Genomic DNA, 20,499 nt, shown 5'->3' with positions numbered 1-20,499 from the left:
ATGGTCCTATCTTTTTTACATCATATCCATTCCACCCATATTAGGTGCTTGTGGAGTACTATCTTCTTTTGGTAATTCAACAACAGCAGCTTCTGTTGTTAAGAATGATGAAGCTATGCTCGCAGCATTTTGTAATGCGGTACGAGTTACTTTCGTAGGATCAACAAGACCAGCTTCAAACATATTCACAAATTTATCTTGTAATGCATCATATCCTTCATCTGGAGCTAATTGTTTTAATTTATAAACAACTACTGATCCATCAAGACCAGCATTCTCAGCAATTTGTCTTACTGGTGCTTCTAAAGCATTTAACACAATATTAACACCTGTTAATTCATCACCAGTTGTTTTTATTGCAGAAATGGCATTAAATACATTCATTAATGCTGTACCACCACCAGCAACAATTCCTTCTTCAACAGCAGCACGTGTTGAATTTAAAGCATCTTCAATTCTTAATTTACGCTCTTTTAATTCAGTTTCTGTAACAGCTCCAACTTTGATAACTGCTATTCCACCTGATAATTTTGCTAAACGTTCTTGTAATTTCTCTTTATCATATTCTGAAGATGTTTCGACGATTTCAGAACGAATTTGATTAATACGATCTTCTAATGCTTCCTGTGAACCAGCACCCTCAACAATAGTCGTGTTATCTTTTGTGATAATAACTTTACTAGCCCGACCTAATTGAGCGATGTTTGTTTGTTTTAACTCATATCCCAAATCAGAGGTAATAAATTCTGCACCAGTTAAAGCAGCAATGTCTTCTAATAAACGTTTACGTCTATCCCCAAATCCTGGAGCTTTAACAGCAACTGCTTGGAAACTACCACGTAATTTATTAACAACAAGAGTTGCTAATGCTTCTTGTTCTACGTCTTCAGAAATGATTAAGAAAGGTTTTGATTCTTGAACAATTTGTTCTAAGATTGGTAAGATTTCTTGTAGATTAGAGATTTTACCATCTGTAACTAAAATATATGGATTTTGTAATTCAGCAATCATTTTATCTGAATTAGTAACCATATAAGGAGAAAGGTAACCACGATCAAATTGCATTCCTTCAACGACTTCTAATTCAGTTTCTAAACCACGAGATTCTTCTAAAGTAATAACACCTTCGTTACCCACTTTTTCCATTGCCTCAGCAATTAATTGTCCAACCTCTTCATCACCAGCTGAAATTGCAGCAACTTGAGCAATCTCTTCTTTACTTTGAATTTTACGAGATATTTTTTGAAGTTCTTCTGTAGCCACTTTGATTGCTTTATCAATTCCACGACGAACAACCATCGGATTAGCTCCAGAAGTAATATTTTTTAATCCTTCTTTGATCATCGCTTGTGCTAAAATCGTTGCTGTTGTCGTTCCATCACCAGCGATATCATTTGTCTTAGTTGCAACTTGAGCAACTAATTGAGCTCCCATATTTTCATATTTATCTTCTAATTTAATTTCTTTCGCAATTGTTACACCATCATTTACAATCATCGGTGCAGAAAAACTTTGTTCTAATACAACATTACGTCCTTTTGGCCCTAATGTTACTTTTACTACATCAGCAAGTTGATTCACTCCGTCTAACATTTTACGACGTGCATCTTCGCCGAATTTAATTTCCTTTGCCATTTATATTCTCTCCTTTCAATTAATTTAAAATAGCTAAAATGTCTTTTTCATCAACAACCAAATATTTTTTTCCATCTATTTTTGTTTCAGTTGCTGCATACTGAGAATAAATAACTTTGTCATCAACCTTCACATCAAATTCTTCTCTTTTTCCATTTTCTAATTTTTTGCCAGTCCCTATTGCAACTACCTTAGCAAAATTTTTCTCTTCATTTACATTGTCTGGTAAAATAATACCACTTAATGTTTTCTTCTCAACTTCTAATTTTTCTAAAAGTACTCTTTGTCCTAAAGGTTTAATCATTCGTACAGTACCCTCCTTTAATAAGTCTTGTTAGCAGTCATGATATTCGAGTGCTAATCACATATATAATTATACATATATATTATATTTTTGCAAGGTTTTTTTATACATTTTTTTCTATTTTTTCTCCATAAACTGTAAAAAGATTATTTTATAATTTATAAAATAATCTTTTTACAACAATAATCAACGTTAATTAATTATCCTATTATTTATTGATATTTGTTTTTAACAAAAAACAAAAATGATTGTAATTCATTCAACAAATCAACATCATATACATATACGTTTCTTGACACATTTAAACTCATAGATGAAAAATTAAAAATACCTCTAATACCACTTGATTCTAATCTTGCTGCTATCTCATTCGCATTTTTTGGAGGCACTGAGACAATAGCGATTCTAATTTTATTCTCTTTAATTATTTCTTCTAGTCTATCAATATGAACAACTTCGACACCACTATAATTTTTTCCAATTACTTCATGAGAGATATCGAAAGCATGACTTATCTTAATTGGATTAATACTATTTTTTGTCTGTGATTTCATTACATTATACTGTAAAAATGCTTTACCTAAGTTACCTACACCAATTAAGACACATTGTTCAACATTATTTAAATCTAAAAAATCATTTAATGCATTTAATACTACATCTACTTCATAACCATACCCTTGTCTTCCTAATTCTCCTATATACGAAAAATCTCGACGTATTGTCGCGGGATCAATCTTCAACATTTCACCAAGTTGAGATGACAATATTCTTTCTATACCTTGCTCGTGCAAGCTTTCAAAACAGCGACGATAAAAAGGGAGACGCTTAACAGTTGCTTTTGAAATTTTATACATGTTAACACCACCATTATTATTTTTTTCACAACCTTTTAGTAATAATATATCACTATTTATTTTAAAAGTAAATTAAAAGATACTTTTTCTGCTTATTATTACCAATAAAAATGATTAATGTTTTTAAAACTTACGAAAGTATGCTAAAATAGAGTGAGAAATTTTAAAGGTGATATATATGAATTTAATTACAGTTAATCATTTAAAGAAATCATTTGGCGTAACATCTATATTAGATAATATAAATCTAAGTTTAAATAGTCATGGTAAAATGGCAATTGTAGGTCGAAATGGAGCTGGAAAATCTACTTTAGTTAAAATCATCTGTGGATTAGAGACCTATGATAGTGGTAATATCTATCTTTCATCCAATCTAAAACTAGGTTATTTTTCACAAGATAGTTTAATCAATTCTGAGGAAAAAGTTATTGACGAGATGAGTCTTGTTTTTGATAAACAAATTACTTTAAAGAAAAAATTAGACAAACTTGCTAACCAATTAAATACTACTTCTGATGAAGAAACACTCACAAAATATACGAATATGCTTCAAACATTTGAAGAAATTGGTGGATATACCTTTGAGTATCATATCGAAACAATTCTAAATAAATTTGGTTTTAAAGATTATTATCATCATCAAGTAAATCAATTAAGTGGTGGTCAACGTACGAGACTTGCACTGGCAAAATTATTGTTAAGTGAACCAGATTTATTAATCCTCGATGAGCCAACAAATCATTTAGACCTTGAAACAGTAGAGTTTTTAGAAAACTTTTTAAAATCCTATAAGCATGCAATTATCATTATTTCTCATGACCGTTATTTTCTAAATCAAGTAGTTAATCAAGTTTATGAAATTGAGTTTAATCAAGGTTTTCTATATAAAGGTAATTATGATAGCTATCTTACTCAAAAAAATGAACGTTATGAACATATGAAAAAACAATTTGATTTACAACAAAAAATGATTCAAAAAGAACAAGAATTTATTAATAAAAATATTGTTAGGGCTACGACATCCAGTCGAGCAAAATCAAGAAGAAAAAAATTAGAAAAAATAGAGGTTCTAGAGAATCCAAATGTTGATAATAAAAATATAAAAGTCAATTTTGACTTTTCAAGAAATACAGGAAATATCGTTTTAGATGTACAAAACCTTTCCATCGGTTATGAAGAACCCTTTTTAAATAACATTGATTTTCTAATAAAAAAAGGAGAAAAAGTAGCCATCCTAGGGCCAAATGGTATTGGAAAATCAACCTTATTAAAAACACTTAATAAAGCAATCAATCCACTTGGTGGGAATATTAAGTATGGGGCAGGTGTAAATATTGCCTATTTTGATCAAGATTTAGCAATGTTACATTCTAATAACACAGTACTTGATGAATTATGGGATGAAAATAGGATGATGCTTGAAAAAGATATTAGAGGGGTGTTAGGTTCCTTCTTATTTACAGGTGATGATGTTTTTAAATGTGTAAATGATTTATCAGGTGGAGAAAAAGTTCGCTTAGCTCTATCTAAATTAACACTTGTTAAAGCGAATTTACTTATTTTAGATGAGGTTACAAACCATTTAGATATATTAAGTCGTGAAGTGTTAGAATCTGCTTTAATTAATTTTCCTGGAACTATTATTTTTGTATCCCATGACCGTTTCTTCATTAATCAAGTCGCAACTAGAATTATTGAAATTACAATTGACGAAGTAGTAGAATACATTGGTGATTATAATTATTATATAGAAAAGAAAAAAGAAGCAAATTTAATAGAAGAAACGAAGAAAGAAACAAACGCTAATCACTTCATGGAACAAAAAAAATTAAAAAGTGAACAAAAAAAGCGACAAAAAAAAATCGATAATTTAGAAGAAGAAATCGCTCAGCTAGAAGATGAATTACATCAACTAAAAATATATCAACAAACTGAAGAAGTTTATTCTGACTATCAAAAAGCACAAGATGTCCATGATACAATAGAGCATAAGCAAAAACAATTAGATGATAAAATCCATTCATGGACAGAATTAATAGAAGAAATTGATCAACTCTAGAAATAGCTAAAAGACACTAAATAGGTGTCTTTTTCTATTAACAGGCATAAATTCTACCATATATTGACATTTTCTTTGTTCTTATATAAAATATAGATAATTATTTATTTGGGAGGAGATTATGTAAAACTACTATAATTATAAATAATGTTACAAAATATTTTTTATTACATACAAAGGGGGGAAATATGCTTTATCAATTAAATCAAACAGAATACCATAAAGTTAAACATTTAGCCAAAGATATTTGTCATAATCAAGTGGTTGTTAATGCTGTGGTAGACGGAATGAGCCCAGGTGTTATTTTTGTAGATGATATAAATTTACCAAAATCAGCTTTAATTTATCCAAAGGATGGCTTTTATTATATTTTTTCAACTGAAAACCATACTACGTTTTTCCAATCATTAAATCAATTATTTTTTGAAGATTGGAAGGTTGATATTTTAGAACTATTTATTTACCCAGAACAGTTAATGAATGATTTGTCCTCGATATTAGGAAAAAAGAAATATATCATGTTAAATCGTAATGAATATCAATTAAATGAAAATTCATTTAAAAAAGTGAACGTAAAAAATCTAGAACCTAATCTTCAATTAAAAAAAATTACAAAAGATTTAATCAATGAATTCGATATTTCAATAAAGCCTTGGATGAATGAAGATTTCTTTTTAAACCATGGATTAGGTTATTGTATCATTAAAGAAAAACAAGTTATTTCAAAGTGCATAACCTGTTATCGTCACAAAAACCTAATTGAAATTGGCATTGATACAATTGAATCTTATCAAAAACAAGGTTTTGCAAGTATTGTTTGCCAGACTTTGATTACTGAGTCCCTAAAAAGAAACTTTCAAGTTATGTGGTCTTGTTGGGATTTTAATGAAGCATCTAATATACTCGCTAAAAAGATGGGATTTGAGTTCTCAAATCATAAAAAAGTTGTAATATGGGATCATTATATCGATAAAGAATAAAAAAAGCCTTATTTACAAGGCTTTTTCTTATTGTTTTTGTGTTCACCATTTTCTTCAAATAGACTGATTTGTTCTGATAAATTTTTATAAGGTACCCTTGCTGAGGGAACAACATTAGCTGAATATTTCAAGTGTGAATCTTGATCATCAAAAAAAATATCAGCACCAAAGGCATTTAAAATTTCAGCTTTACGTACACCGCCTAAAAAGAACATTTCATCTATTTTAACATCCCAAACTTTAAGTGTTCTGATTACTCTTTCATGTGCTGGAGATGACCTCGCAGTCACAAGTGCTGTTCTAATTGGTTTTTCATCTATAGGAAATAATTTTTGAATATGGGAGATTGATTTCAATAATTTTGCGAATGGACCTTCTGGTAAAGGTTTAGAGGCATTCATTTTTTCATGTTTGGCAAATGCTTCTAATCCCTCTTTTTGATAAATTCTCTCAGATTCATCAGAAAATAATACTGCATCTCCATCGAAAGCAATTCTTATATCATTATTTGTTTCTGAATATTCATACCCATAATTATAAATGAGACCAGCGGCAATATTTCCATTTATCGCATCTTGTACATCTTCGACATTTGTTGATAAAAATAAATTGACATTAAAGGCTTCAGCATATGGTTTTATAGGTATACCAGATGTTAAGGCTGCACGAGTAATATCTAAACCATAATGTTCTATTGAATTAAAAAAACGTAAGCTTGAGTTTGCACTATTTCTACTCATTATAATGACTTCAACTAATCGTTTATCTGGGATTAATTCATTAAGTCGTAATAAGTTTTTAACTAAGCGGAAACCTGGTCCAGGCTTTAAAATATCTTTTTCATGTTCACTTTGATAATTCAAATATTCTTCTAACCCTTTTGTTTCAAAAATCTTATTCTCAACTGATAAATCAAATAATGCACTTGAAGAAATGCCAACAACTAAATAACTAGTTAATTCATAAGCCATACTATCACTCCATTTTTTTGGATTATAATAATTATACTACATAATTATTATAATAATAAATAATATATAGAAAATTAATTGAAGATATCATCTTTCATACATACCTTTAACCCTTAATTCTTTATCTAACATCATCACTCTTCCTAATGATATAACACTGTCTAAATCAAAATTATCATCTATAATTAGTATATCAGCATCTTTGTTTTCTTTAAGATATCCTTTATTTGTTAAATCCAAAGCATCACTTACATTACTTGTTGCAAATTTGATACTTTTTTCAATCGATACATCATTATTAACAAGGTATTTAATTGTTTTTAGGATTCCATCACAACCTTGAACACCAATTTTTACTAATTTACCTGATGCGTCATATTTTGATCTACTTCCATTTCCATCGGAACTAAATGTGACATGATGAAGATCTTGTTCATCTATTTTAGTCAAATCAGATTTTAATCTCTCAAATGAAGAACCCACTGTAATGTCAATGTATCCACCTAGTGATAAAAACTTTAAAGCATCTGAAAATAATCTTTCATTTCTGTTTACATGCGTTGGTCTAAAGTGATTGATTGGGAGACTAGTTTCTGAAAGAATATCAAATATTGGTTGTAAACCTTTTTTGTCATTTCCCATATGCACAGTAATGATTCCAGGTTTAGAAGCAATCATGCTTGAAACCCTCACAATGGATGCTAATTTTTTCAATTCATCTTGATTAATCAAAGGTTCTCTATGATCAGATAAAGCTAATTTTACACCAATTATTTCATCGATGAAGGCGATATCCTTCCTTAAGTCTCCTGTTAAGGTTGGCGAGGGAAAATGATAAGCACCTGTTAAGCAATAAGCTGTAACCCCTTCTGTTTTTAAAGCCTTGGTTTTAGCAACTAATGTTTCAATTCCTTGTGTTAAAGAATCCGTTCCTAACATGCCAACGACTGTTGTTACACCACCTTTAATTAAATCAATAAAGGAAACCTCAGGTGTTCTTGTATGAAAACCTCCTTCTCCACCACCCCCTGTAATATGAATATGTTGATCAATTATACCAGGAATGGCTTTAAAGCCCTTTTTATCGATAACTAGTGCATCTGCATAATTAATGTTAGGTTCTATTTTAACAATTTTATCACCACAAATTAAAATATCTTGTACACCTTGATAAATAGGATCATAAACTTCAATATCCTTAATTAATTTAAAAATTGTATTTTTCATAAGGAACATCCCCTCTTTCTAGTTCTCTTTAAAATCTGAAAAGTTTAAATTTTACCTTCTGTTTTATTTTATGCAAATCACAACTTAATTTAACTTATCATATGATAAGTTAGTGTAATAAATGAGGTGAGGTGATGAGTTACAAGAATAAAAAAAAACAACAAATGAATAAAAAAGAAACTAATAATAAAAAAAGAAATTTAAATGACTTTATCGCAAATAATATACCAGATTTAGAAGAACTGATTGAAGATGAAGAATGCGAACCCCTTGATTTAAGAAACATCTGTTCTTTTTTATTAATTTTTACACCTGAGGAATTGACTATAATTGCGACTATTTTAGCAATAATTATTTCAAATTGTTTTACATATGAAGAAAAAGATGTTATTGGTTCTTTTTTATCCACATTAGCAAGTAATATATTTTTACTTGATTCACAAAAGTTCTTAATAGAAACAGCACAAGAAGAACAAAAATTAATTGAAGAACAATGTAAAGAAGCCCTCATTAGAGAACAAATTAAAAATCAAAAAGAAAAAGAAAAAAAAGAAATTGAAGATATAAAAAATCAACTTAAAAGAATTGAAGACCTATTAAATAAACAGTTAAATTTATAAATAAAAATATAGTCCATACTCATATATCTTTTTTTAAAATAAACGTTTTTTATTGAGTAAAATCATTTGATACCAATCAACTGAATATTTTAGAAATTAAAGTACAATTGGTATTATTTCACCACAATGTAAACATTTATTTCCATCTAATATAGATTTTTTTAATTGCCTTCTATCTAGGACTAACTTATGACAATTTGGACAATAAGTATTTTGGTCTTCATTAGGAATATTACCTAAATAGACATAATTCAAATACTCTTGTGCTATTTCTTTTGCTTCAAACATTTTTGTTAGTTTCGTTGGTTGTTGGTTCATTTTATAATTTGGATAATATCTTGTTAAGTGTAAAGGTATGTTTTTATTTATTTTTCCAATATATTTCGCAATCATTTCAATTTCTTCAATTGAATCATTTTTTTCTGTTACCATCAAAGTAGTCACTTCAACATGACAATATTTTTGAGCAATTTCAATTGTTTTTAAAACTGGTTCTAAATCTGCTTTACATATTTCACGATAAAACCTAGAATCAAATGCTTTTAAATCAATATTTAAGGCATCAATAAATGGTAATAATTTTTCCAATGGTTTAGGATTTATATAACCATTTGTCACCATCACAATTGACTTATCATTTTCTTTTGCTTTCATATTCAAAGCCATATCATAAATATATTCATACCACATAAATGGTTCATTATAAGTAAATGCGATACCAATATTATTTTCTACAGTATCAACTAATCTTAATAGTTCGTCACACTTAATATAATCAGATTTTGCCCTAATTTGAGATATTTGATAATTCTGACAAAAACTACATTTCATATTACACCCAAACGTCCCAATCGATAATATTTTACTACCTGGTTTGAAATGATATAGTGGTTTTTTTTCAATAGGGTCTAATGCAATTGAAGTTGTTTCCCCATAATTAATCGCAAACAACTGTTGATCAATATTTTTTCTTGTTTGACATAATCCAAGCTGTCCTTCACTAATTAAACAAAACTGTGGACATAGTTGACACCTAATTTTATTATTTTCTACTGACGAAAACATGGTTTTACGAGTCAATTAAACTTCACCTTCAATGTGACGTACTACTTTAAAACGCTCAATATCAAAATGATTATTAGGGTCAATCCCTGCTTTTTGACAAGCAATTTCTAATTGTTCACTAACGGTATTTACACCCTCTAAATTAGGTAACAATAGTCCTCTTTTTCTTCCAAAACTCACTATAACACCATAAATCTTAGGGTCAAGATCTTCTATACTAGCTTTTTTTGGTTCACTTAATACATCAACCGATATATCAATCTCTTTTAATTCTTTCTCCTCAAGTGGACTAAACCGTGGATCTTCAAATGCTGCTTCAATCGCATTATGTATTATTTCTTCAGCTAAAGTTGATTTAGTTGGTAAAAAAGTACCAATACAACCTCTTAAACTTCCATATTTCTTAAGAGAAACAAATACACCAGCATGCTTATTTATTAATTCCTCAGGAATATCTTCTGGAATATCCATAATTTTTTCATTTTCAAAGTAGTAGACAAGACTGTGTCGTGCTAGTCTTACATAAATATCAGAATTTTGCATTTTAAAAATAAATTTATTTTTTTCATTTTTCTTTAATTTAGCTAATAAATTCACACTATAGTTATCATCTTGATTATTTTTTTGAAAAGACATAACACCATATCCAACACCAAAAGGTCCTTCATATGATAACTTCTTCCCGTTGAATTGACCCATCGCTCCTAATAACATTAAAATAGAACGGAACCCACATTCTCCTGCTTCTTCAATATCAATTTTATCCATATTAAATATTTCTAATGAATCACCAGTTTCTAAATAGTTGAGAATTTTATCATCGAAGATTGATCCTTTAGCTGAATATGTATAAGGTCCTTCATCACTTAATCGATGGGATAAATCACCACTTGCGATGATAACAGCTTTATGATTGGTTTGTGAGATGGCTTCTTTTATTAACATCCCAAAATGATATAGTTCAATAAAAGAAAGCATACCATAAGTAATATGAACAATCTTATAATTTTTATAGAATTGGTTAATATAATATAGCGGAACAATACTGCCATGGTCTAGTTCATATTTTCTATTATAATTATTTAAAAATTTCTCTGTAGTACCTACTGTTTGAATATCAGTCAATTTAGCTAAATTCATTATCTTTTCAGTTAATACTAAGTCAATATCTAGCTTCATATTAACACTTGGTGCATTAAATCGTGATAAATTACCTTCAATTAATTTCTCATGACTTAAAGCAATGGCGTCACTAAAAACTGGTCCATGGGGAGTAATCATAATAATCGTTTCTGGCGCTAATTGACTAATTTCTTTTCCAATAAACTTACATGCATCAATCGTGTTATGAATTTCTTGTTCTTCTCCTTTACCAATCTCAGGTATCGCTATTGGGGGATGTGGCAGTAAGTAATAACCTAAACAATGGTTCATTTAATCACCTCTTATAATAATAAAAATCCACAATATAATGATTATTGTGGTAAATGTTGGTTGTATTGTATGCAAGTTTATAAGATATTCTTATAAATTAATCATTATTATTTAAGTAATCCTAAGGTAATGAATTAATTATAACCATCACCTTTATTTCATATACTTAATTATACCATAAAAATGACGATTTTTCTAATTTCAAATATCTCTAAATATCTTTATAAATATTCAATATTTTTAACCACACAATTTTCACCTAAATGAATGTTTTTAGCTTTTAAAGAATTAATCAATGCATTGTCTAAATGCACCTCATAAGCTAATACGCTATTAATTTGTATAATATGATTTTTCGGCTTAATATTAACCATAGAACCTATCACTTAATTTAATTTTCCATTTGAACTATCCTTAAAATCAATTGTTTGAGAACGAATTGTACCAGATGAATAGATGGTGCCATCGACTATTAATTGAGCAGTATCTAAAAAATCAATATCTGCGACTCCTTTTAATTCAATTTGATTAGCATTTAATTTACCGTTTCTCACTTTAATTTCATTTTTTACAATGAGTTGATTTGTATTTATATCTTGATAAAAATAAGCTGAACCTAAAATCATTACTTCCAAGGCAATAACCGGCTTATAAAAAGATGATATTCCAGAAATAAATAACTTATTTGATTCTAGTTTTCCTTCAAAAGTTGCTTCATGATAAATCTCTATCAATTGACACTTTAAGTATTCTAAAACAGATAATTGATCAAAAATTCTGATTTCATTATATACACCACCTTTTAAACGTTTAGGATTTAATATATTCAAATTATTCATTTTATCACCTACACTTCTTCTATTTATAATATATCATAATTAGATAATATTTGCTTGCATAATACTCCATACATATTTCTTATTAAGATGTATTCATTCTAATGATAATTAAATATATATAATAAAAAAAATATCACCCTTACTAATTTAAGGGTGATATATCTTTTTTACAAATATTTTTTAATATCTTCTACTGATAAAACACTTCCTGATGCTTTTAGTACCTCATCAACAACAAGTGCTGGCGTTCTCATTACACCATAAGAAACAATGTCTTTATAGTCTGTAACTTTTTCAAAATTAGCCTCAATTCCTAATTCAGCCACAGCTTTCTTAGCGTTTTCCTCTAATTTTTTACAATTAGCACATCCTGAACCTAAAATTTTAATAATCATTTAAAATTCCTCCTTATATATAATTTATATTACTTAGATTAAGTTATATAATTCTAAGACATTAAATAGATAACCCATAAATATAATTCCAATAGTCGTTATAACAATGAATATCCAAATTAATTTTGATTTGATGACTCTTCGTAACAACATCATCTCAGGTAGAGATAGAGCAGTTGTTGCCATGACAAATGACATTGACGTCCCAATTGCCATTCCTTTATCTACCAAAACCTCAGCTAATGGTAAGGTACTCAGTGCATTAGAATATAGCGGTACAGCCATAATTGTAGCGATTATGACAGCCAATGGATTTTCTGGTCCTGCAACCTTTACTAGATAATCGTCAGGTAACCATCCATGCATAAATGCACCGATTCCTATACCAATTAAAATCCATAAGTATACTCTTTTGAAAATACTTTTTGTTTCAGTTGATGCGAAATGAAAACGTTGTTTTTGACTCATATCTGGGACAATAGTCTCTTTAGCGTCTATATCATAAACAAAACTTTCTACATACTTTTCAAGATGGAATTTATCAATTATATACCCACCAATAATCCCAATTAATAAACCAGCGATTACATAGATGAGTGTTACTTTCCATCCAAATTTAGATAATAACAAAATAAATGCTGCCTCATTTATAATAGGAGAGGCAATTAAAAAACTAAAGGTAGCACCTAAATTTACCCCTGAACTGACAAAACCAATAAATATTGGAACACTTGAACAAGAACAGAATGGAGTCACAACACCAAGTAAAGCACCAAGTATATTTCCTCGAATGCCTTTCACTTTTTCTAACATAACCTTTGTTTTTTCTGGTGGAAAATAACTTCTAATATAGGAGATCATAAAAATCATAATAGATAACAAAATAATGATTTTAATTGTATCGTAAATAAAGAAATGAACACCAGCACCTACCTTATCTTCTACAGATAATTTAAATACTTTTTCAACTAATAATTTTATAAGTTCTGATAACCAATCCATTTTTAGAATTTGATCATTGAACCATGAATTAATAAATACTGACATAACTTACCTCCTGTTATTTACTTAAACATCTTGTTAGATAGTTTTCAGCATTTTCACAATTTTTCATATCTTGTTTCAAGAGTGTATACTGATCAATCGATGTTATAATCCCTTGCAATATATTTAGATATAGGTCATTGTTTAAATTCAATTCGTAAAATATAAATTGTTCTTGTCTTTCAACTTTAACAAATCCTAAATCTCTTAATTTTGCTAAATGTTTAGAAATCTTTGGTTGTGATTCATTCATAATACCTGTTAATTGACAAACACACAGTTTCTGATGATATAGCAAAACTAATATTCTTAACCTTGTTTCATCTGATAATATTTTGAAGAAATTTATCATTTCATTCATTATTCATCACTCCTTATATACTCATATGCGTATATACATATATTATACCCTGCTTGTGTTTTTGTCAACAAAAAATGAAGACAAATTTTCATGTCTTCACTTTTTTGATTCTTTATTTTTAATGGCTTGTAAGACTCTCTCACAAGTTGCTGGAAAATCATAAATTCTAACACCAATCGCATCATAAATTGCATTAATAATAGCTGGTGCTGTAGGAAGCATGACTGGTTCACCAAGTCCTTTCGCACCATAAGGACCTGTATCTTCTAAATCTTCAATAAAATAGGTTTTTATATTAGGAACATCCTTACTTGTAGGGATAATGTAATCAGAAAAATTTCTATTTTTAATGACACCATTATCTAATTGTATTTCTTCCATAATTGCATAACCTATTCCCATCGCTGTACCACCTATCGATTGACCCTCAGCTAAGGCTGGATTAACAATCTTCCCTGCATCAAATATTGCCACAATATCAACAACATCCACTTTTCCTGTTTCATCATCTACTTCAACAACCGCTTTTTGTAAACCAAAAGTATAAGGCCAGTAAGGATCGCCTTGTCCTGTTTCTAAATTAACCTCTGATGAGGTTGCTTTAAAATATCCCTCAATTTTTGTTTCAATACCTTTCAAAATCATTTGTTGATATATTTGAATAATTACCTCTGAATCTTCAATCAAACTTATAGATTGATTTTCCATTGCTTTAATCATATTTTCTCTTAATTTTCTACAGGCATCAAGCACAGCATTTCCTGTATTATACGTTTGTCTACTAGCTGCAGCTGTTCCTGAATCATGCATCTTACTCGTATCATTATGTTGAATTTTGATAAGCTCTTTTTTAACACCTAACGCCTCAGTTGCTATTTGCCACATAACACTATGACCACCTGAACCTACTTCTGAAACTCCTACATTTATTATAATACAACCCTCTTGTTTAATGAGGGCTGTCGCTCTTGATTCATCTGGAAAACCATTACCATAACCTGTTCCATAAAACATGGATGCATAACCAACGCCTCTTCGTTTCATCTTTCCACTTCCTTAAAGATCTATTTTATCTATATCAGCTATTTTTTCTATACACTTTTTCATCCCTACACTGCTTGTTAGCTTTTGACCTGTAGCCGTAATACTCCCTACTTCAAAAGCATTCATAAATCTAAAAATCAAGGGATGTATATTTAATTTTTCAGCTAATATGTCCATTTGACTTTCATATGCCAAAGGAACCTGTGTAGCGCCAAATCCTCTCATAGCACCACAATAAGGATTATTCGTATAAACAGCTAAAGCTTCTATATCTACATTCGGAATGACATATGGACCAGATGCATGAACAGCTGCTTTTCTTAAGACATTCATTCCCCAGGATGCATAAGCCCCGGTATCACCATATATTCTCACCTTTAAGGCACAAAGTTTACCATCTTTTCTAACTCCTGTTTTATAATACATCTTCATTGGATGGCGTTTACAATGAGAAATCGTAGATTCTTCTCTTGAATATAATATCTTCACTGGTTTTTTTGTGATATAAGCGGCGATTGCTGCATGACACTGAGGATTGATATCTTCTCTTCCTCCAAAAGCACCACCAATTGCAGTATTGATTATCACGACTTTATCTTCATCGATATTCATACAACGAGCAACCTCTTCACGGTCATAATGAGGATACTGGGTAGCAACATAGACCGTTAAAACATCGTTATCATATTTTGCCACGGCTGCTTCTGGTTGCAAAAATGCATGTTCTGTCATTTGGGTGTTATACCAATTTTCAGCAACAAATTCTGCTTCTTCAAATCCATTTTCAATGTCACCAGTCTTTATTTTAATATCATACAATACATTACTTCCATCACCTAAAATAGGAGCGTCTTCTTTTAAAGCATCTTCAACACTAAAAACACCTTTATATTCTTCATATTCTACTTTCACTTGTTTCATGGCCTCATGAAGGGATGCTTTATCCGTTGCAACTACTAAGACAATTGCATCTCCTACTCTTTTAACCATATCTTTAACTAAAATCGGAGTATCTTTAAATATTACACCATGAGTGATTGCACCTGGTATCATGGTATAATCTATCACTGCTACTACACCAGGCAATTGTTTTATTTCATCAATATTAACACTTAATACTTTTCCATATGGAATACTACTTCTTTTCACACTTGCATAAAGCATCTCTTCAAACGTTATATCATCAGGATATTTAGCCTTCCCTATTATTTTTTCATAGGCATCAGGTCTAATAATATTTTTACCAACTGCTTTCATCATCTCTCCCTCCTTATTTATTTTTTAGCTTATCTTGGGCAAGTTTGATTGCCTCTACAATCTTTGCATACCCTGTACATCGGCATAAATTACCTGATATCCCTTCTTTAATTTCATCTTCTGTAACATCTATGTTTTTATCAAGCAAAGCTTTCGCACTTAAAATCATCCCTGGTGTGCAATATCCACACTGAACAGCACCCACTTCTAAAAAAGCTTCTTGAATTGGATGAAGGGTTTTATCACCTAAGCCTTCAATTGTTGTTATTTTACTTCCATTTGCTTGAGCTGCCAGTACTAAACATGAATTGACAGTATGTCCATTCATGATAACTGTACAAGCACCGCATTCACCTTCTCCACAACCTTCTTTCGTTCCTTTTAAATTAATTTCATCACGAATAAAATCAACTAAACGAAGTAATGGTTGTATTTTTCTTGTATACTCCTGATCATTTATTTTAATTGTCACTTCTATCATCTTCCCACCCCACATTCTTTAATGCAGCTTTATAAACCCCTTTTATGGCTTCTTTTTTAAATGGCATTGATTTTCTTTCTTTAATGCTTTCATATACACTATTTTCAAGAAGGTTTAAGGGTTCCTCACTATATAACCAATCTATTCTTTTACCTATAGCTTCTCTTTCAATTTCTTTAACTCTAAATGGAAATTTACCAACAGCACCTAAACAAAGTGCTATTTCTTTAATTATTTCATTTTCAACACTTAAATAAATGGAGGTTATCATTCTAGCAATCGCTAATGAATTTCTTTTTCCTAATTTATAGAATCCTGTTAGCCCATTTGATTTAGGTAAGATTACTTTCGTTAATATTTCATCATCTTTAATTCTCTCTTGTGAATAGTATTCAAAATAACTCTCACAACTTACTTTTCTGATCCCTTTTTGAGATTCAATAACCAGGACGCCATCTAAACTCATAATACAAGGAATACTATCAGCAGCTGCTTGCGCATTGATAATATTTCCCCCAATTGTTGCCATATTTCTTATTTGAGGGGACCCCATCCCTTTAGCACACTCAATAAGAGAATGGAAATGAGTTTTAATTAATGGATTTTCTAGTAATTGACTAAATGTAACCATACTACCTATGGTAATTTCATCTTCACCATCCGTTATTTCTTTAAGTGAATCTACATGACTAATATCTATTAGGTATTTAGGATTTATCTTATCTCTTTTTATTTCAAGTAGTAAATCTGTTCCACCTGCTAATAACTTTGCATTCTTATAATCTGCAAGTAAGTCTTTAACCTCTAAAACGGTTGTTGGTTGAAAAAACATTTTATCCCTCCCTTCCCTCATTCATCTTTACAAAATAAACTAATAAATTCAAAACGATTGTAGTCAAATAGGCCTCTCGCTGTTATTTTAATCTCTGGAATGACTGGTAGCGCCATAAATGACAACGTAATAAATGGGTCGATTCCTTCTTTAATACCATGTTTTCTAGCGATGTGATTTAACCGTTTTACTTTGATAAATACTTCTTTAGGATTTTCATCTGTCATAATTCCTGCTATTGGTAAACTAATAAACTCAAGTACCATCCCTTCAGAAACAAAAACTATCCCCCCACTCATATCAATCAAACGATTAACTGCAACTTCCATATCTTTATCATTATCACCAACAACGATGATATTATGGGAGTCATGGGCAATAGTTTGAGCAATCGCTGCTTTCTCTAAAGAAAGGCCTTCTATGAATCCAGTAAAATATTTCCCTGTATTCTTATGTCTTTCTATTACGGCTATTTTGTTGATTGATTTCCCAATATTTTTCACATTTCTTTTAACTTTTGTTGTCTTTAGTGAACCTGGATTAACTTTTATAACATGAACAAACTCTCCTTCACCTTTAATCTTAAATACATTCGTATTTACTTTTTTAAGATGGATTGAATTCTTTGCCTTTACTTTTGAATATGTATTACTTCCATCATGAAACTTACCATTTTTCATGACTTTATTTATCTCACACTTTTCTAAATCATCTAATAAGACTAGGTCTGCTTTCATCCCTGGGGCAATAACCCCTCTATCATGTAGTTGATAACACTTAGCAGCATTTAAAGAAGCAATGGTGTAAGCCATAACTGGATCTAATCCCTCTTTAATCGCAATTCTGATATTATTATCGATACTTCCTTCTTCTATTAGATCTTCTATATGTCTATCATCTGTACAGAATAAAAATCGATGATAATTTTCTTTTGTGACTGCAGGTAATAAATTGATTAAATCCCTCGCTTGAGACCCTTCTCTCATCATTACATACATTCCATTTTTCACTTTCATTGACGCCTCATTCGAATCTGTACATTCATGATCTGTTTTAATCCCTGCACACAAATAGGCATTAAGCTCTTTTTGATTCACTTTAGGACAATGACCATCGATGGTTTTATTTAATTTTCTTATCATCTTTATTTTATCAAGCATATCCTTTTTTCCAGAAGTAACTGCATTAACATCCATTACTTCCCCAAGTCCAAGTATTCTAGGATTATGACAGAACTTCGCAAGTTTTTTTGCATCAAGCGTAGCTCCATTGTCCTCGAAATCAACAGCAGGTACACATGAAGGAAGCATAAAATAATTATCTATAACACTATAAGAACTATTATGAAGCATAAATTTAATTCCTTTATTCCCCAATACATTTGCGATTTCATGAGGATCAGCGACAACTGTCGTTACCCCTCGTTTAATCACAATTTGAGAAAAAATCTCAGGTGTTACCATAGAAGATTCAATATGAACATGAGCATCAATAAATCCTGGTGTAACAAACAACCCCGCACAATCCATTTCACAAATACCTTCGTATTTACCTATCCCTATAATAGTATCTTGACTAATGGCTATATCACCTTTATCTATTGTTTGCGTAAACACATTAATAATGGATGCATTTTTTAATACAATATCTGCTTTTCTTCTTGCCATAGCAACATCTATATCATTTTTTAACTTATCCATTATATTCCTCCCTAAAACTCATTTATATATAACGAAAGGGATGTACTACCATACTCCCTTTAACGCTAAAATTAAATATTAACATTTTGGCTCTTCTACTCTTCTCCCAGCAACATATCTTTCTTTTATATTTCTATCATCGCCTGTAAATATAAATTTTTGTAATCTTTCTTCTATTGATAGTGATTTAAAAATTGGTAAACTGCTGTCATCTATGATTAAGGCATCAAAGGTATAACCTGGTTCAAAACTACCTACTTGACCAAAGAATTTTCCTCCACCTTTGGTTGCTAAAAAAAATATCTCAGCAGTATTTAAAGGCTTATCAACTCGATTTGTTTCAAGCCACTTAATATTAGATACTTGAGCAGTATTAATCATTACATTCATCATCGATAAACTATGTCCTCCTGAAACATCACTTCCAAGTCCTACAAGAGCTCCTCTTGATACCAACCTTCTAATAGGTGCTAATCCACTTGCTAAATTACAGTTAGAATTAGGACTATGTGCAATAAAAACCTGTTTTTTAACCATAAGGGCTATCTCTTCTTCTTCAACTAAGATACAGTGAGCCATAATGGTTGGTACATCACCAAATAATCCAGCTTCATCATATAAACTAGCATAGTTACGAGAATCAGGATGTAGTTCTCTAACAAAACTAATTTCACCATAATTTTCAGATAAGTGAGACTGTACAGGAACATTGTATTCCTTGGCTAACTTCCCTAGACTTTTTAATAAATCTATACTACAGGTTGGTATAAATCTAGGAGTTATAATTGGTTTCACAAGTTCATATTTATCCTTATATTCATCTAATATTTCAATCGTATCCCGAATGGAATCCTCTGTTGTTTCTGTTAAATAATCAGGTGAATTTCTGTTCATATTCACCTTTCCTACATATGCCCCTAACCCTGATTGAGCAAATAAATCCATTAATAACTTAGTTGCATTTTTATGAATTGTTCCAAAAACACAAGCTCTTGTTGTGCCATGTTTCCACAATTCTTTAATAAAAGAGGAATATACTTTTTTAGCATAATTTACATCACAATACTTAGCCTCTTCAGGAAAAGTATATGCCTTAAGCCATGGCATTAATTCCTTATCAAGTCCTAATCCTAAATTAGCAAATTGTGGTGCATGAACATGTAAATCAACAAATCCAGGAATAATTAAATGATCTCCATAATCAAATACTTTAATATCTTTTAAATTTTCATCAAGTTCCTGATAAACACCTTGGACTACCTTTCCTGATACAACTATATATCCATTTTTAATGATTTCATATTCCCCAAAGGTCTTTGAAAAAATAATATTCCCCTTCACCGCATATAAATCTAACATCTTATCCCTCACAATCAACTAAAAATATGTTCAGA

The 20,499-nt window shown here is 30.2% G+C and carries 21 protein-coding genes; 3 read left to right on the top strand and 18 right to left on the bottom strand.

The annotated features are described in order from the left end of the window. Positions 1 to 15 precede the first annotated feature (15 nt). From groL to KHQ81_03595, 3 genes are all read right to left on the bottom strand, one after another. Positions 16 to 1,635, bottom strand: a complete 1,620-nt coding sequence (gene groL, locus KHQ81_03605) for a chaperonin GroEL (GenBank protein ID QVK18809.1) — start codon at positions 1,633 to 1,635, stop codon at positions 16 to 18. A gap of 19 nt (positions 1,636 to 1,654) precedes the next feature. Beyond that, on the bottom strand, positions 1,655 to 1,939 hold the full coding sequence (locus KHQ81_03600; GenBank protein ID QVK18808.1) for a co-chaperone GroES: 285 nt from the start codon (positions 1,937 to 1,939) through the stop codon (positions 1,655 to 1,657). Between the two features lie 212 nt (positions 1,940 to 2,151). Beyond that, positions 2,152 to 2,796, bottom strand: a complete 645-nt coding sequence (locus KHQ81_03595) for a redox-sensing transcriptional repressor Rex (protein QVK18807.1) — start codon at positions 2,794 to 2,796, stop codon at positions 2,152 to 2,154. A 178-nt stretch (positions 2,797 to 2,974) separates the two neighbouring features. Here KHQ81_03595 and KHQ81_03590 point away from each other — a divergent pair, with 178 nt between their 5' ends. Further along, positions 2,975 to 4,855: an ABC-F family ATP-binding cassette domain-containing protein gene (locus tag KHQ81_03590; GenBank protein ID QVK18806.1), complete on the top strand. Its 1,881-nt coding sequence runs from the start codon at positions 2,975 to 2,977 to the stop codon at positions 4,853 to 4,855. Positions 4,856 to 5,043: 188 nt separating this feature from the next. Further along, entirely contained in the window at positions 5,044 to 5,835 is a 792-nt protein-coding gene (locus KHQ81_03585; GenBank protein QVK18805.1) for a GNAT family N-acetyltransferase, read from the top strand. Between the two features lie 8 nt (positions 5,836 to 5,843). Here the strand turns inward: KHQ81_03585 and KHQ81_03580 are convergent, their stop codons facing one another. Next, a complete protein-coding gene (locus tag KHQ81_03580) occupies positions 5,844 to 6,806 on the bottom strand; it encodes a 5'-nucleotidase (protein ID QVK18804.1) in 963 nt (320 codons plus the stop codon). A gap of 87 nt (positions 6,807 to 6,893) precedes the next feature. Continuing rightward, positions 6,894 to 8,021, bottom strand: a complete 1,128-nt coding sequence (iadA, locus tag KHQ81_03575; protein ID QVK19541.1) for a beta-aspartyl-peptidase — start codon at positions 8,019 to 8,021, stop codon at positions 6,894 to 6,896. A gap of 146 nt (positions 8,022 to 8,167) precedes the next feature. Here iadA and KHQ81_03570 point away from each other — a divergent pair, with 146 nt between their 5' ends. Then, positions 8,168 to 8,653, top strand: a complete 486-nt coding sequence (locus KHQ81_03570; protein QVK18803.1) for a hypothetical protein — start codon at positions 8,168 to 8,170, stop codon at positions 8,651 to 8,653. Positions 8,654 to 8,749: 96 nt separating this feature from the next. On the opposite strand, the gene amrS is transcribed toward KHQ81_03570, so the two are convergent. From amrS to guaD, 13 genes are all read right to left on the bottom strand, one after another. Continuing rightward, entirely contained in the window at positions 8,750 to 9,718 is a 969-nt protein-coding gene (gene amrS / locus KHQ81_03565; GenBank protein QVK19540.1) for an AmmeMemoRadiSam system radical SAM enzyme, read from the bottom strand. A gap of 15 nt (positions 9,719 to 9,733) precedes the next feature. Then, a complete protein-coding gene (gene amrA, locus KHQ81_03560; GenBank protein ID QVK18802.1) occupies positions 9,734 to 11,152 on the bottom strand; it encodes an AmmeMemoRadiSam system protein A in 1,419 nt (472 codons plus the stop codon). Positions 11,153 to 11,373: 221 nt separating this feature from the next. Then, positions 11,374 to 11,526, bottom strand: coding sequence for a hypothetical protein (locus KHQ81_03555; GenBank protein QVK18801.1), 153 nt, complete (start codon positions 11,524 to 11,526; stop codon positions 11,374 to 11,376). 12 nt (positions 11,527 to 11,538) lie between these two features. Then, a complete protein-coding gene (locus KHQ81_03550; protein ID QVK18800.1) occupies positions 11,539 to 11,991 on the bottom strand; it encodes a hypothetical protein in 453 nt (150 codons plus the stop codon). Positions 11,992 to 12,158: 167 nt separating this feature from the next. Beyond that, on the bottom strand, positions 12,159 to 12,386 hold the full coding sequence (locus tag KHQ81_03545; protein QVK18799.1) for a TM0996/MTH895 family glutaredoxin-like protein: 228 nt from the start codon (positions 12,384 to 12,386) through the stop codon (positions 12,159 to 12,161). 33 nt (positions 12,387 to 12,419) lie between these two features. Then, positions 12,420 to 13,433: a permease gene (locus tag KHQ81_03540; GenBank protein ID QVK18798.1), complete on the bottom strand. Its 1,014-nt coding sequence runs from the start codon at positions 13,431 to 13,433 to the stop codon at positions 12,420 to 12,422. A gap of 13 nt (positions 13,434 to 13,446) precedes the next feature. Further along, positions 13,447 to 13,791: a winged helix-turn-helix transcriptional regulator gene (locus KHQ81_03535; GenBank protein ID QVK18797.1), complete on the bottom strand. Its 345-nt coding sequence runs from the start codon at positions 13,789 to 13,791 to the stop codon at positions 13,447 to 13,449. A gap of 96 nt (positions 13,792 to 13,887) precedes the next feature. Next, positions 13,888 to 14,835 (bottom strand): molybdopterin-dependent oxidoreductase, encoded by a 948-nt coding sequence (locus KHQ81_03530; GenBank protein ID QVK18796.1) that lies wholly within the window; start codon positions 14,833 to 14,835, stop codon positions 13,888 to 13,890. 12 nt (positions 14,836 to 14,847) lie between these two features. Continuing rightward, positions 14,848 to 16,092: a molybdopterin-dependent oxidoreductase gene (locus KHQ81_03525; protein QVK19539.1), complete on the bottom strand. Its 1,245-nt coding sequence runs from the start codon at positions 16,090 to 16,092 to the stop codon at positions 14,848 to 14,850. Between the two features lie 13 nt (positions 16,093 to 16,105). Beyond that, entirely contained in the window at positions 16,106 to 16,573 is a 468-nt protein-coding gene (locus tag KHQ81_03520) for a (2Fe-2S)-binding protein (GenBank protein ID QVK18795.1), read from the bottom strand. After that, a complete protein-coding gene (locus KHQ81_03515) occupies positions 16,554 to 17,405 on the bottom strand; it encodes an FAD binding domain-containing protein (protein ID QVK18794.1) in 852 nt (283 codons plus the stop codon). The genes KHQ81_03520 and KHQ81_03515 overlap by 20 nt, the downstream gene beginning before the upstream one ends. 17 nt (positions 17,406 to 17,422) lie before the next feature. Then, positions 17,423 to 19,105 (bottom strand): adenine deaminase, encoded by a 1,683-nt coding sequence (ade, locus tag KHQ81_03510; protein QVK18793.1) that lies wholly within the window; start codon positions 19,103 to 19,105, stop codon positions 17,423 to 17,425. A gap of 78 nt (positions 19,106 to 19,183) precedes the next feature. Continuing rightward, positions 19,184 to 20,464: a guanine deaminase gene (gene guaD, locus KHQ81_03505; protein QVK18792.1), complete on the bottom strand. Its 1,281-nt coding sequence runs from the start codon at positions 20,462 to 20,464 to the stop codon at positions 19,184 to 19,186. Positions 20,465 to 20,499: the final 35 nt, after the last annotated feature.

The organism is Mycoplasmatota bacterium (genome assembly GCA_018394295.1).
Classification (GTDB): domain Bacteria; phylum Bacillota_I; class Bacilli_A; order Haloplasmatales; family Haloplasmataceae; genus JAENYC01.
Note: the sequence above shows the minus strand (reverse complement) of the source record. Positions and strands in the feature narration are given on the sequence as shown.